We start from the raw sequence: 14133 nt of genomic DNA on the forward strand, positions 1-14133 counted from the left end.
GTTTTTCTGACGTCGGAGAAAAAATGAAATTTGAACTCGATACCACCGACGGTCGCGCGCGTCGCGGTCGCCTGGTGTTTGATCGCGGCGTGGTGGAAACCCCCGCGTTTATGCCTGTGGGCACGTACGGCACCGTAAAAGGGATGACGCCGGAAGAAGTAGAAGCCACTGGCGCACAGATTATCCTCGGCAACACTTTCCACCTGTGGCTGCGTCCGGGCCAGGAGATCATGAAGCTCCACGGTGACCTGCACGATTTCATGCAGTGGAAAGGCCCCATCCTGACCGATTCCGGCGGCTTCCAGGTCTTCAGCCTGGGGGATATCCGCAAGATCACCGAGCAGGGCGTACACTTCCGTAACCCGATCAATGGCGATCCGATTTTCCTCGATCCCGAAAAATCGATGGAGATCCAGTACGACCTCGGCTCCGACATCGTGATGATCTTCGACGAATGTACGCCGTACCCGGCGGACTGGGACTACGCCAAGCGCTCCATGGAGATGTCCCTGCGCTGGGCGAAGCGTAGCCGTGACCGTTTTGACTCCCTGCAGAACAAAAATGCGCTGTTCGGCATTATCCAGGGCAGCGTTTACGAAGATTTACGCGATATCTCTGTTAAAGGTCTGGTAGAGATAGGTTTTGATGGCTACGCTGTCGGCGGTTTGGCTGTGGGTGAGCCGAAGGAAGACATGCACCGCATTCTGGAGCATGTTTGCCCGCAAATCCCTGCGGATAAACCACGATACCTGATGGGCGTGGGTAAACCAGAAGATCTGGTTGAAGGCGTACGCCGCGGCATTGATATGTTCGACTGCGTCATGCCAACCCGCAACGCGCGTAACGGCCATTTGTTCGTTACCGATGGCGTGGTGAAAATCCGTAACGCGAAGCATAAGAGTGACACCAGCCCGCTCGATTCCGAGTGCGATTGCTATACCTGTCGCAATTATTCTCGCGCGTATCTGCATCATCTCGATCGTTGCAACGAGATTTTGGGCGCGCGTCTCAATACCATTCATAATCTTCGTTATTATCAGCGCTTAATGGCTGGTTTACGTAAGGCTATCGAAGAGGGTAAATTAGAGAGCTTCGTGACCGATTTCTACCAACGTCAGGGGCGGGATGTTCCACCGTTGAACGTTGATTAATTTTAATAATGAGGGAATTTGAATGAGCTTTTTTATTTCTGATGCGGTAGCAGCAACAGGTGCTCCAGCGCAGGGCAGCCCGATGTCTCTGATTCTGATGCTGGTTGTGTTCGGTCTGATCTTCTACTTCATGATCCTGCGTCCACAGCAGAAGCGCACCAAAGAGCACAAAAACCTGATGAACTCTATCGCGAAAGGCGATGAAGTGCTGACTAACGGTGGTCTGGTGGGTCGCGTAACCAAAGTGGCTGAAAACGGCTACATTGCTATCGCCCTGAACGACACCACTGAAGTGGTCATCAAACGTGACTTCGTAGCTGCCGTTCTGCCGAAAGGCACCATGAAGGCGCTGTAATCCCAACTTTTCCCAAAGGGAACTGCCGTGTTAAACCGTTATCCTTTGTGGAAGTACATCATGCTGGTCGTCGTGATTATCGTCGGCCTGCTGTACGCGCTTCCCAACCTGTATGGTGAGGATCCGGCCGTTCAAATCACTGGCGCGCGCGGTGTCGCCGCCAGTGAGCAAACGCTGATCCAGGTCCAGAAAACGTTACAAGAAGAAAAAATTACCGCTAAGTCTGTGGCACTGGAAGAGGGCGCTATTCTTGCTCGCTTCGACACCACCGACACGCAGCTCCGCGCTCGCGAAGCGCTGATGGGCGTGCTGGGTGATAAATACGTCGTGGCGCTTAACCTTGCTCCTGCAACTCCGCGTTGGCTGGCTGCTCTGAATGCAGAGCCAATGAAACTGGGTCTTGACCTGCGTGGCGGCGTTCACTTCCTGATGGAAGTGGATATGGATACCGCGCTCGGCAAGCTGCAGGAACAGAATATCGACAGCCTGCGCAGCGATCTGCGTGAGAAAGGCATCGCCTATACCACCGTGCGTAAAGAAGATAACTACGGCTTGAGCATCACGTTCCGCGACAGCGCGGCACGCGACCAGGCTGTAACTTACCTGTCTCAGCGTCACCGCGATCTGGTGATTACCTCTCAGGGCAGCAACCAGCTGCGTGCGGTAATGACGGATGCACGTCTGAGCGAAGCGCGTGAATACGCCGTTCAGCAGAACATCAACATTCTGCGTAACCGTGTAAACCAGCTGGGCGTGGCTGAGCCGCTGGTACAGCGTCAGGGTGCTGACCGTATCGTGGTAGAACTGCCGGGTATCCAGGATACCGCACGTGCGAAAGAGATTCTGGGTGCAACCGCGACTCTGGAATTCCGTCTGGTTAACTCTAATGTCGATCAGTCCGCTGCTGCCGCAGGCCGTATTCCGGGTGACTCCGAAGTGAAACAGACCCGCGAAGGTCAGCCGGTTGTGCTGTACAAACGCGTGATCCTGACCGGTGACCATATCACCGACTCCACTTCCAGCCAGGACGAATACAACCAGCCGCAGGTTAACATCTCGCTCGATAGCGCGGGTGGTAACATCATGTCCAACTTCACCAAGGACAACATCGGCAAACCGATGGCGACCCTGTTCGTGGAGTACAAAGACAGCGGTAAGAAAGATGCAAACGGTCGTGCGGTACTGGTGAAAGAGGAAGAGGTGATTAACATCGCCAATATCCAGTCTCGTCTGGGTAACAGCTTCCGTATTACCGGTATTAACAACCCGAACGAAGCGCGTCAGCTCTCTCTGCTGCTGCGTGCCGGTGCGCTGATTGCGCCAATTCAGATTGTTGAAGAACGTACCATTGGTCCTACTCTGGGTATGCAAAACATCCAGCAGGGTCTGGAAGCGTGTCTGGCCGGTCTGGTTGTCTCCATCCTCTTCATGATCTTCTTCTATAAGAAGTTTGGTCTGATTGCGACGTCCGCTCTGCTGGCTAACCTGGTGCTGATCATCGGCATCATGTCCCTGCTGCCGGGCGCGACGCTGACCATGCCGGGTATTGCGGGTATCGTTCTGACTCTTGCGGTGGCGGTCGACGCCAACGTACTGATAAACGAACGTATCAAAGAAGAGTTGAGCAACGGTCGCTCTGTGCAACAGGCGATTGAAGAAGGCTACAAAGGAGCGTTCAGCTCCATCTTCGATGCGAACGTAACAACACTGATTAAGGTTCTTATCCTGTATGCAGTGGGTACTGGCGCGATCAAAGGCTTTGCGATTACAACCGGTATCGGTGTTGCAACGTCGATGTTTACCGCTATTGTCGGCACCCGTGCCATCGTGAACCTGCTGTACGGCGGCAAGCGCGTCAAAAAGCTGTCTATCTGAGGAGTGCGTTGTGGCACAGGAATATACTGTTGAACAATTAAACCACGGCCGTAAAGTCTGGGACTTTATGCGCTGGGACTACTGGGCCTTCGGCATTTCAGGTTTTCTGCTGATTCTGTCCATCGCCATTATGGGCGTGAAAGGCTTTAACTGGGGTCTCGATTTTACCGGTGGTACGGTAATTGAAATCTCCCTGGAAAAACCGATCGATATGGACCAGATGCGCGAATCGCTGCAGAAAGCGGGCTTTGAAGAGCCGCTGCTGCAAAACTTCGGCAGCAGCCGCGATATCATGGTGCGTATGCCGCCAGTGCACGATGCCAATGGCAGCCAGGAGCTGGGTAGCAAGGTTCTGAACGTCATCAACGAATCGACCAGCCAGAATGCGGCGGTGAAGCGTATTGAGTTCGTCGGCCCGAGCGTGGGCGCGGATCTGGCCCAGACCGGTGCGATGGCGCTGATGGTGGCGCTGATCTCCATCCTGATCTACGTTGGCTTCCGCTTCGAGTGGCGCCTGGCGGCAGGTGTAGTTATCGCTCTTGCGCACGACGTGGTGATCACCATGGGCGTACTGTCGCTGTTCCACATTGAGATTGACCTGACGATTGTGGCATCCCTGATGTCCGTTATCGGTTACTCTCTGAACGACAGTATCGTGGTATCTGACCGTATTCGTGAAAACTTCCGTAAGATCCGTCGCGGTACGCCGTACGAAATCTTTAACGTGTCGTTGACCCAGACGCTGCACCGTACCTTGATCACATCCGGAACGACCTTAATGGTTATCCTGATGCTCTATCTCTTCGGTGGCCCGGTACTGGAAGGCTTCTCGCTGACCATGCTGATTGGTGTCACCATCGGTACGGCGTCTTCTATCTACGTCGCGTCCGCACTGGCATTGAAACTCGGCATGAAGCGCGAGCACCTGCTCCAGCAGAAAGTCGAGAAAGAAGGGGCGGATCAGCCGTCCATTCTGCCGTAAGACGACGTTTAGCGCGTTATCGAAATCCCGGTCGGTTGACCGGGATTTTTTTTATCTGCTCCTGACAAACACTCCTGACAGTATGCTGTCAGGAGCCCTGTCGTAGACTCCTTCTGAACCCAAACAACAGTCAGGAGGATGTATGAAAAGCGTCATTAACTGGTTTGAAATTCCGGTCGCGGATATGGATCGCGCTATCAAATTTTATGAGCCAGTGATGCAGCTCGCGCTGCGTCGCGAGAAAATGGACTGCGCGGAGCTGGCCGTTTTCCCGCATGAGGATCCGTATACCGGCGGGGCGCTGGCAAAATTTGACGGCGTTACACCGTCTTTGCAGGGCGCTATTATTTACCTGCATACTGACAATCTGGCGGCCACGCTCGATCGCATCGCCTCTGCCGGCGGCGAGTGCGTGTTTGGCCCGCTGGAACTGCCGCATGGCATTGGCACTATCGCATTGTTTACCGACAGCGAGGGTAACCGCGTCGGCCTCCATCAACCTGCCTGAGAGCGGAATAAGACATGACCCGACGCGCTGACCGTTTGTTTCAGATTGTGCAGATCCTGCGGGGCAGGCGTCTGACAACGGCAGCGCATCTGGCGGACCGGCTTGGCGTGTCCGAGCGCACGGTCTACCGCGATATCCGCGACCTGTCGCTTTCCGGCGTGCCGGTGGAAGGTGAGGCGGGGAGCGGATATCGGCTAATGTCGGGTTTTGACCTGCCGCCGCTGATGCTGACAAATAAGGAGTCAGAGGCGCTGATCGTCGCGATTCGCCTGCTCAAAACCTGGGGAGGGGAATCGCTATCGCGCGAGCTGGAGTCGGCTCAGGAGAAGGTGCTGGCTATCCTGCCCGAGGAGAGTCGTCGAAAGGCGGAGCAGACGCGGATCTACGCCCCGGATTTTTGCATGCAAAGCCACTCCCGCAGCGATTTTGACAGGATCCATCAGGCGATTTCCGCCCAGCGCGTGCTGGCGCTGCATTACCGTGATGAAGCCGGGCAGCTCTCAAAGCGCGAGGTTCAGCCGCTGGGACTGTTCTTTTGGGGGGAGCGCTGGCTGCTGGCGGCGTGGTGCGAACGGCGTGATGACTATCGCTGTTTCCGGCTCGATCGGTGCCTCAATATTGTGCAGACGGAGAGGCGGTTTAGCGAGAGTGCGGACAGGTCTCTGGCAGATTTTTTGCGGAAGGTTAAGCAGTAAAAAGCCAGCTCTTGAGCTGGCTTTTGTTGCCTGGCGGCGCTGCGCTTGCGCGGGCCTACAGGTTTTGTAGGCCGGGTAAGGCGTAGCCGCCACCCGGCATCAACCACAAGGTTAGAAGTTATAACCCACAACCAGGTAACCACCCCAGCCGGTAGAGCGGACGTTTTCGTTCATCCACACCAGTTTCGCGTCGTCGTTCCACTGGCCGCCGTTGTGCCAGTAACGTGCCACGACAGAGTAGTGCCAGTGATCGTAGTTCAACGCCAGAATGTGGCTGGAAGCGATGGAATTGTTGGTGCGCTGCTTGATGCCGTTTTCAGCGTAACCGCTCTTATCGCCCAGATCTGAACCCCAGTCGAAGTTGGTGAAGCCGATGTAGCTCAGGTTACCGCCCCACAGCTGAGTGATTGGCACAAAGTATTTCACTTTGAAACGATAGCCATCCCACTCATTCTGGTTTTCGGCACCATAGTTCTGCCACTGGTATTTAGCATAGACGTTCATGGACAGGCTCATTGGCAGGCCAGTGTCGATGTCCGTACCCAGACCCATATACCAGGTGCTCTGACGACCGGACTCGTTGCGGCCCATGTCGTAGATATAGTTGTTCGCGAAGTACCACTCTTTGAACGGACCGAAGCTCAGGTCGGTACCGGTCAGCTTGTCGATGGAGAAGCGCGGCTCGATCTCCATGAACAGAGGAGAACCGTGGTTCCAGATACCTTTTGCCTGAGAGTTACCACCAAAGAAGACCGGGGCATCCATATAGCCATAGAAATCAAACCAGTCTTTCTTGGCGAATGCTTCGTACTCCAGGTAGGTATCGTTGCGGATCTGAGGTCCGAAACGGGTGTGGTAGCTGCCGACCACGTTAACGCTCTGGTGCCACCAGTCGGAGAGGTATTGTGGTTTATCGTTTTCCGCTGCGTTAACAGTGAAAGAAGAGGAGAGTGCCAGTACAGCGCCAGCTGCGAGTAATGTTTTTTTCATAATCATGCCACTGATTGAAATTCCCTTCCGGGAGTGAAAAATGCGCGATTTGCGTATCAAAATATTTCGTGTTTCTGCGGAGCCTATTATAGGAATCCTTGCTCACAAAAATATGTGTTGTTTCACATATCTCTCACATGCGTAATCGATTGCGTTCACGTTTGCGTACTTTAAACGGCCGGGATTGTAGCGGCAATCATTTATGTTGCCAATCCATACGAAATGTAAATGTTAGCGGAGTGACATTGCACTCCGCTAAAAGATGGGGTTACTGCGCGGCGGGCTGGATATCGTGAATGCGGATAAAACCTAACTGCTCCGGAGTGAGTCCGTTAAGCTGCAGCGGAATGTCAACATCGCTTGGAGCCAGCACGCTGGCCGGTGCGGTGAACAGCTGACTGTTAACATTCACCTCCTGATAGCTCTCCGTGGTGCCCTGGATCTGTCCCCATTCGACGGTGCCGCTGAAGGCTGGCAGCGGATCGTTGGACTCGCCCTGAATGCGTAATGTTGCGCGAGTACCATCTGCATTCGCCGCCACGTTCACCAGAGACATCTTTAACGTGCCAATCTGGCTATTGAGCCGCGCAGGCGTATTCGCTCCCGGCAGGAGATAAACCCCGCTGCTGGATTTGGCATTCAGCGCGTTTTGCTGGGTGATCTTCACCGTTTCTTTGTTCAGTTTGTCCATCGCCGTATTGAGCGTATTCACGCTCTGTTTCATCTGACGGACTTCGGTTTGCTGTGCACAGGCGCTAAGGGTGAAGAGGCTCCCCACCAGCAAAATTTTCAGGTAACGTCTTGTCATTGCGTTTATTTCCTTGAAATAACGGATCGTCCTAATGGTAGCCAGCATCGTCGTGTCAGACATAGATCCTTTGTCTCAAAAAGCTCTTCCTTTGTTGTCAGGCCAGATCAGGGTAAAATGAAAATCAGTTAACCGGATAACAGGGATACCGTATGCATTGCCCATTCTGCTCCGCTGTGGATACCAAAGTCATCGACTCTCGTCTTGTGGGCGAAGGGTCATCCGTACGCCGTCGTCGGCAGTGTCTGGTGTGCAACGAGCGTTTCACGACCTTTGAGGTTGCAGAGCTGGTAATGCCGCGCGTGGTAAAAAGTAACGACGTGCGCGAGCCGTTTAACGAAGAGAAACTCCGCAGCGGGATGCTGAAGGCCCTCGAGAAACGTCCCGTCAGTGCGGACGACGTTGAGATGGCGTTAAACCACATAAAATCTTACCTTCGTGGTTTGGGCGAGCGTGAAGTGCCGAGCAAAATGATCGGCAACCTGGTGATGGAGCAGCTGAAAAAGCTCGATAAGGTCGCCTATATCCGCTTCGCCTCGGTCTACCGCAGTTTCGAAGACATCAAAGAGTTTGGCGAAGAGATCGCCCGCTTACAGGATTAAGCTCATGCAGGATGAGATTTACATGGCGAGAGCCATGAAGCTGGCGCAGCGCGGTCGTTTTACCACCCATCCCAACCCGAACGTCGGGTGCGTTATTGTTAAAGATGGCGAGATCGTGGGGGAGGGGTTTCACTATCGTGCCGGCGAGCCGCATGCCGAGGTTCATGCGCTGCGCATGGCCGGTGAGAAGGCGCGCGGTGCCACAGCCTACGTCACGCTGGAGCCCTGCAGCCATCACGGGCGGACGCCGCCGTGCTGCGAAGCGCTGATTGCAGCAGGCGTTTCACGCGTGGTCGCGTCGATGCAGGACCCGAATCCGCAGGTGGCCGGACGCGGTCTGTACCGCCTGCAGCAGGAAGGCATTGACGTCAGCCATGGGCTGATGATGCAGGACGCGGAAGCGATCAACAAAGGCTTTCTGAAGCGCATGCGCACAGGGTTCCCGTATATTCAGCTCAAGCTGGGCGCCTCGCTGGACGGCCGTACGGCAATGGCAAACGGCGAAAGCCAGTGGATCACGTCTCCACAGGCAAGGCGCGATGTGCAACGTCTGCGCGCGCAAAGCCATGCTATCCTCACCAGCAGTGAAACCGTTCTGGCTGACGATCCGGCCATGACCGTGCGCTGGGACGAACTGAATGCCGATACCCAGGCGCTGTACCCGCAGGAGAACCTGCGTCAGCCGCTGCGCATTGTCATTGATAGCCAGAACCGGGTGACGCCGGAGCACCGCATCGTCAAGCAGCCCGGTGAAACCTGGATTGCCCGCACCAAAGAAGATACGCGCGAATGGCCGGAAGGCGTGCGCAACATTATGGTGCCGGAGCATAACGGTCATCTGGATCTGGTAGTGCTGATGATGCTGCTCGGCAAGCAGCAGGTGAACAGCATCTGGGTCGAAGCCGGGCCAACGCTCGCCGGTGCGCTCTTACAGGCCGGGCTGGTGGATGAACTGATTGTCTACGTTGCGCCTAAACTGTTAGGTCACGACGCGCGCGGCCTGTTTGTGCTGCCCGGCCTTGAAAAACTGGCCGACGCACCGCAACTCAAATTTAGCGAGATTCGTCCGGTAGGTCCGGATGTCTGCCTCCACTTAACGACAGCGTAATTGCTCCTGAAATAGGGAAGCAGTGCGCAAAGTATTATGATAAAATCCGCCCCCCTGCGGGGCCAAATGAACCCGTAAAGGAAGAGTATGAACATTATTGAAGCTGCTGTAGCTACCCCGGACGCTCGCGTCGCCATCACCATTGCGCGTTTCAACAACTTCATCAACGACAGCCTGCTGGAAGGTGCCATTGACGCCCTGAAACGTATCGGCCAGGTTAAAGATGACAACATTACCGTTGTTTGGGTTCCAGGCGCTTACGAACTGCCACTGGCGGCGGGCGCGCTGGCGAAAACCGGTAAATACGACGCGGTGATTGCGCTGGGTACTGTTATTCGTGGCGGCACTGCGCACTTCGAATACGTTGCGGGCGGTGCAAGCAACGGTCTGGCACACGTTGCGCAGGATGCTGAAATTCCTGTCGCGTTCGGCGTGCTGACCACCGAAAGTATTGAACAAGCCATCGAACGTGCTGGCACCAAAGCCGGTAACAAAGGTGCAGAAGCTGCACTGACCGCGCTTGAAATGATCAATGTATTGAAAGCCATCAAGGCCTGATTTTTTTGTAAGGGGAATTCCGTGAAACCTGCTGCTCGTCGCCGCGCCCGTGAATGTGCCGTCCAGGCACTTTACTCCTGGCAGTTGTCCCAGAACGACATCGCTGATGTTGAATACCAGTTCCTGTCAGAACAGGACGTGAAAGACGTTGACGTTCTGTACTTCCGTGAACTGCTGTCGGGAGTGGCGACTAATAGCGCGTATCTCGATGGTCTGATGAAGCCTTACCTGTCCCGTCTGCTCGAAGAGCTGGGTCAGGTAGAAAAAGCAGTGTTGCGTATTGCGCTGTTTGAGCTGTCTAAACGTGATGATGTGCCGTACAAAGTGGCCATCAACGAAGCGATCGAACTGGCGAAAACCTTCGGCGCTGAAGACAGCCATAAGTTTGTAAACGGCGTACTTGATAAAGCAGCACCTGCGATCCGTCCCCACAAAAAGTGATCCGCAAACCGGAGTCCTGCATTGCCTGACGGGCAGTGTGGCTCCGGTTTTTTCTTTTATTTGCTGAGGCATAACGTATGGCATGCGGCGAATTCTCCCTGATTGCCCGTTATTTCGACCGTGTCAGAACCTCTCGTCTTGATGTTGAAACCGGCATTGGCGATGACTGTGCACTTCTCAATATTCCCGAAAAACAGACGCTGGCAATCAGCACCGACACCCTGGTGTGCGGACGTCATTTCTTACCGGATATCGATCCTGCCGATCTGGCGTATAAAGCGCTGGCAGTGAACGTCAGCGATCTGGCGGCGATGGGCGCCGATCCCGCGTGGCTGACGCTGGCCCTGACCCTGCCAGAGGTGGATGAAGCCTGGCTGGAAGCCTTTAGCGACGCGCTGTTTGAACAGCTGAATTATTACGATATGCAGCTGATTGGCGGTGATACCACTGCCGGGCCGCTGTCGATGACGCTGGCGATCCACGGCTACGTGCCGCTTGGCCGCGCGCTGAAGCGCTCGGGAGCAAAACCCGGCGACTGGATCTACGTGACCGGTACGCCGGGCGATAGCGCGGCTGGGCTGGCGATCCTTCAGGACCGTTTAACGGTTGAAGATGCTGATGATGCGGCGTATCTGGTGAAGCGCCATCTGCGGCCGACACCGCGTATTTTGCACGGCCAGGCGCTGCGCGAGCGGGCAAGCTCGGCTATCGATCTCTCTGACGGGCTGATCTCGGACCTTGGGCATATCCTGAAGGCCAGCGGCGTCGGCGCGCGGGTTGACCTGGATCTGTTCCCCCTGTCTGAGCAACTGCTTCGCCATGTAGAGCCTGAGCAGGCCCTGCGCTGGGCGCTGTCCGGTGGTGAAGACTACGAGCTGTGCTTCACGGTGCCAGAGCTCAACCGTGGAACGCTGGACGTGGCGTTAGCGCATCTCGGCGCGAAATTTACCTGCATCGGTCAGATCATGCCGGAGAGCGAAGGGCTGAAGTTTGTCCGTGAAGGTGCGCCGGTAACGCTCGACTGGAAAGGGTACGATCACTTCGCGTGAGTTTGTGCGCTCTGTATTGCCGGGTGGCGCTGCGCTTACCCGGCCTACAAACAGGGTGCGATCGTAGGCCGGGTAAGGCGAAGCCGCCACCCGGCAAGTGTTTACTTAAACCCCACTATAGGATGCTGCTGATACGGCGTCTCCAGCTCGGCAATCTGCTCCGGCGTCAGCGTGATATCCACCGCATTCAGCAGCTCATCCAGCTGTTCTTCCCGCGACGTCCCAATAATCGGCGACGCGACCCCGCGCTTGCCCAGCAGCCACGCCAGCGCCACCTGCGCGCGGGTGGCACCGGTATCGTCGGCAATACCGGCTAACCGTTCGGCAATCAGCGCATCGCTGGCTTCTGTACCGGAATAAAGATTTTTTCCCACTTCATCCGATACCAGGCGAGCCGTGGTTTCTCCCCACGGACGGGTCAGGCGGCCGCGCGCCAGCGGGCTCCACGGGATCACCGCCACGCCCTCCTGATGGCACAGCGGCAGCATCTCGCGCTCTTCTTCACGATAGATCAGATTGTAGTGATCCTGCATGGTGACAAAGCGCGCCCAGCCGTGCTGCGCCTGGAGATCCAGCGCCTGGGCAAACTGCGACGCGTGCATAGACGACGCGCCGATGTAGCGTGCTTTACCGGCTTTGACCACGTCGTTAAGCGCTTCAAGCGTCTCCTCGACTGGCGTGTTGTAATCCCAGCGGTGAATCTGCAGCAGGTCGACGTAATCCATGTTCAGGCGTTTGAGGCTGTCATCAATGGAGCGCAGGATCTGCGCGCGAGAAAGGCCCTCAGCCAGGTCGCCCACCGGATAGTAGACCTTGGTGGCGACGACGATGTCATCACGGCGGGCAAAATCGCGCAGGGCGCGGCCGATAATCTCCTCGCTGCTGCCGTCGGAGTAGCTGTTGGCGGTGTCAAAGAAGTTAATGCCGCCCTCGATGGCGCGTTTGATGATCGGACGGCTGCTCTCTTCCGGCAGCGTCCAGGCGTGATTACCCCGATCGGGCTCGCCAAAGGTCATGCATCCCAGACAAAGTCGGGAAACCTTAAGGTCCGTTTTTCCTAATGTTGTGTATTGCACGGTTCCGCTCCTGCTGTTTAAACACCAGGTTTAAGCATAGCAGGAGCGGAAAAGGGGGAAGGGGTTAGTCCAGCCAGGCGCGGATTTTGGCTTCGATACCGGCGGCGTCCAGGCCAATAGCCGCACGGGCTTCATCCTGGGTACCCTGAGGAATGAAATGATCCGGCAGGCCGAGATTCAGCACCGGCACGACTTTACGATTTGCCATCAGCACCTCGTTCACGCCGCTGCCCGCGCCGCCCATGATGGCGTTTTCTTCCAGCGTGACCAGCACGTCATGCGTTTCAGCCATACTCAGGATCAGAGCGTCGTCGAGCGGCTTCACAAAGCGCATGTCCACCAGGGTGGCATTCAGCGCTTCAGCCGCTTTCGCCGCCTCTGGCATCAGCGTGCCGAAGTTCAGGATCGCCACTTTTTCACCGCGACGCTTCACCAGACCTTTACCGATCGGCAGTTTTTCCAGCGGCTGAAGCTCAACGCCTACCGCATTGCCGCGCGGGTAGCGAACGGCGCTTGGGCCATCCTGATAGTGGTAGCCGGTAAACAGCATCTGACGACATTCGTTCTCGTCGCTTGGCGTCATGACAACCATATCCGGAATACAGCGCAGGAACGACAGGTCAAACGCGCCCTGGTGCGTCTGGCCGTCGGCACCGACGATGCCCGCACGATCGATAGCAAACAGTACCGGCAGCTTCTGAATCGCCACGTCGTGGATCACCTGATCGTAGGCGCGCTGCAGGAAGGTGGAATAGATAGCGACAACCGGCTTGTAGCCGCCAATCGCCAGGCCCGCTGCAAACGTCACAGCATGCTGCTCGGCAATGGCTACGTCAAAATACTGGTCAGGGTATTTTCTGGAAAACTCCACCATGCCGGAGCCTTCACGCATGGCAGGCGTCACCGCCATCAGCTTGTTGTCTTTCGCTGCGGTTTCGCACAGCCAGTCGCCGAAGATTTTTGAATAGCTCGGCATGCCGCCGCTGCTTTTTGGCAGACAGCCGCTGGACGGGTCAAATTTGGGTACCGCGTGGAAGGTGATCGGATCTTTTTCCGCCGGTTCGTAGCCACGTCCTTTTTTGGTCATGATGTGCAGGAACTGCGGGCCTTTCAGGTCGCGCATGTTCTTGAGCGTGGTCACCAGACCCAGCACGTCATGGCCGTCAACCGGGCCAATATAGTTAAAGCCCAGCTCTTCAAACAGGGTGCCCGGTACGACCATGCCTTTGATGTGTTCTTCGGTACGCTTGAGCAGCTCTTTAATCGGCGGTACGCCGGAGAAGACTTTCTTGCCGCCTTCGCGCAGCGAGGAGTAAAGCTTGCCGGAGAGCAGCTGGGCCAGATGGTTGTTCAGCGCGCCGACGTTCTCGGAGATCGACATTTCGTTATCGTTAAGGATAACCAGCATGTCCGGCTTGATGTCGCCCGCATGGTTCATGGCTTCGAAGGCCATCCCTGCGGTGATGGCACCGTCGCCAATCACGCAGACGGTACGGCGCTGCTTGTTCTCTTTTTCAGCGGCAACGGCAATACCGATGCCCGCCGAAATGGAGGTAGAGGAGTGGCCGACGCTCAGCACGTCATACTCGCTCTCACCGCGCCACGGGAACGGGTGCAGGCCGCCTTTCTGGCGAATGGTGCCAATTTTATCGCGACGTCCGGTCAGAATTTTGTGCGGATAGGCCTGGTGGCCCACGTCCCAGATGAGCTGATCGAACGGCGTGTTATAGACGTAATGCAGCGCCACGGTCAGCTCAACCGTGCCAAGCCCGGAGGCGAAATGGCCGCTGGAGCGGCTAACGCTGTCGAGCAGGTAGCGACGCAGCTCGTCGCACAGCTTCGGCAGGCTCTCTTTCGGCAGCAGACGTAACTCCTGGGTGGAGTCAACTAACGCCAGTGTCGGGTATTTGGCAATATCAAAACTCATCAAAGGCT

15 protein-coding genes are annotated in these 14133 nt (G+C 56.1%); 11 read left to right on the forward strand and 4 right to left on the reverse strand.

The features are described 5' to 3' along the window. The first annotated feature begins 23 nt into the window (after positions 1-23). The 6 genes from tgt to GVO84_RS04840 all read left to right on the forward strand — a co-directional run bounded on the left by tgt (position 24) and on the right by GVO84_RS04840 (position 5566). Positions 24-1151 carry a tRNA guanosine(34) transglycosylase Tgt gene (gene tgt, locus GVO84_RS04815; RefSeq protein WP_003859110.1) on the forward strand — a complete coding sequence of 376 codons (1128 nt, stop codon included), beginning with the start codon at positions 24-26 and terminating at the stop codon, positions 1149-1151. Positions 1152-1173: 22 nt separating this feature from the next. Then, positions 1174-1506, forward strand: coding sequence for a preprotein translocase subunit YajC (yajC, locus tag GVO84_RS04820; protein ID WP_003859109.1), 333 nt, complete (start codon positions 1174-1176; stop codon positions 1504-1506). A gap of 27 nt (positions 1507-1533) precedes the next feature. Further along, the gene (gene secD, locus GVO84_RS04825; RefSeq protein WP_072250572.1) at positions 1534-3381 is read left to right on the forward strand and encodes a protein translocase subunit SecD; all 1848 of its coding nucleotides are present in this window, start codon (positions 1534-1536) and stop codon (positions 3379-3381) included. Positions 3382-3391: 10 nt separating this feature from the next. Further along, the gene (gene secF, locus GVO84_RS04830; protein ID WP_159513553.1) at positions 3392-4363 is read left to right on the forward strand and encodes a protein translocase subunit SecF; all 972 of its coding nucleotides are present in this window, start codon (positions 3392-3394) and stop codon (positions 4361-4363) included. Positions 4364-4505: 142 nt separating this feature from the next. Then, entirely contained in the window at positions 4506-4871 is a 366-nt protein-coding gene (locus GVO84_RS04835; RefSeq protein ID WP_033144761.1) for a VOC family protein, read from the forward strand. A gap of 14 nt (positions 4872-4885) precedes the next feature. Then, positions 4886-5566, forward strand: a complete 681-nt coding sequence (locus tag GVO84_RS04840; protein WP_039263922.1) for a helix-turn-helix transcriptional regulator — start codon at positions 4886-4888, stop codon at positions 5564-5566. 111 nt (positions 5567-5677) lie between these two features. Here GVO84_RS04840 and GVO84_RS04845 read toward each other — a convergent pair whose 3' ends face one another. Together GVO84_RS04845 and GVO84_RS04850 are read right to left on the reverse strand one after the other, a co-directional pair. Further along, positions 5678-6556, reverse strand: coding sequence for a nucleoside-specific channel-forming protein Tsx (locus tag GVO84_RS04845; protein ID WP_121425666.1), 879 nt, complete (start codon positions 6554-6556; stop codon positions 5678-5680). Between the two features lie 268 nt (positions 6557-6824). Continuing rightward, positions 6825-7364 carry a DUF3251 domain-containing protein gene (locus GVO84_RS04850; protein ID WP_159513554.1) on the reverse strand — a complete coding sequence of 180 codons (540 nt, stop codon included), beginning with the start codon at positions 7362-7364 and terminating at the stop codon, positions 6825-6827. A 152-nt stretch (positions 7365-7516) separates the two neighbouring features. On the opposite strand from GVO84_RS04850, the gene nrdR reads away from it, so the two are divergent. The 5 genes from nrdR (at position 7517) to thiL (ending at position 11122) form a co-directional block, all read left to right on the forward strand. Then, the gene (gene nrdR / locus GVO84_RS04855) at positions 7517-7966 is read left to right on the forward strand and encodes a transcriptional regulator NrdR (RefSeq protein ID WP_008503337.1); all 450 of its coding nucleotides are present in this window, start codon (positions 7517-7519) and stop codon (positions 7964-7966) included. A gap of 4 nt (positions 7967-7970) precedes the next feature. Next, positions 7971-9074, forward strand: a complete 1104-nt coding sequence (gene ribD / locus GVO84_RS04860) for a bifunctional diaminohydroxyphosphoribosylaminopyrimidine deaminase/5-amino-6-(5-phosphoribosylamino)uracil reductase RibD (RefSeq protein ID WP_159513555.1) — start codon at positions 7971-7973, stop codon at positions 9072-9074. A gap of 87 nt (positions 9075-9161) precedes the next feature. Then, complete coding sequence (gene ribE, locus GVO84_RS04865) at positions 9162-9632, forward strand: 6,7-dimethyl-8-ribityllumazine synthase (RefSeq protein WP_006176874.1); 471 nt, start codon at positions 9162-9164, stop codon at positions 9630-9632. Positions 9633-9653: 21 nt separating this feature from the next. After that, the gene (nusB, locus tag GVO84_RS04870) at positions 9654-10073 is read left to right on the forward strand and encodes a transcription antitermination factor NusB (protein WP_006809908.1); all 420 of its coding nucleotides are present in this window, start codon (positions 9654-9656) and stop codon (positions 10071-10073) included. Between the two features lie 77 nt (positions 10074-10150). Next, on the forward strand, positions 10151-11122 hold the full coding sequence (thiL, locus tag GVO84_RS04875) for a thiamine-phosphate kinase (protein WP_159513556.1): 972 nt from the start codon (positions 10151-10153) through the stop codon (positions 11120-11122). Between the two features lie 101 nt (positions 11123-11223). Here thiL and GVO84_RS04880 read toward each other — a convergent pair whose 3' ends face one another. Both GVO84_RS04880 and dxs read right to left on the reverse strand, forming a co-directional pair. Further along, the gene (locus GVO84_RS04880) at positions 11224-12198 is read right to left on the reverse strand and encodes an aldo/keto reductase (protein WP_159513557.1); all 975 of its coding nucleotides are present in this window, start codon (positions 12196-12198) and stop codon (positions 11224-11226) included. Positions 12199-12262: 64 nt separating this feature from the next. Beyond that, complete coding sequence (gene dxs, locus GVO84_RS04885; RefSeq protein WP_159513558.1) at positions 12263-14125, reverse strand: 1-deoxy-D-xylulose-5-phosphate synthase; 1863 nt, start codon at positions 14123-14125, stop codon at positions 12263-12265. Between the last annotated feature and the right edge of the window lie 8 nt (positions 14126-14133).

The sequence above is a fragment of the Enterobacter sp. SM3 genome (assembly GCF_009811935.2).
Classification (GTDB): Bacteria; Pseudomonadota; Gammaproteobacteria; order Enterobacterales; family Enterobacteriaceae; genus Enterobacter; species Enterobacter asburiae_D.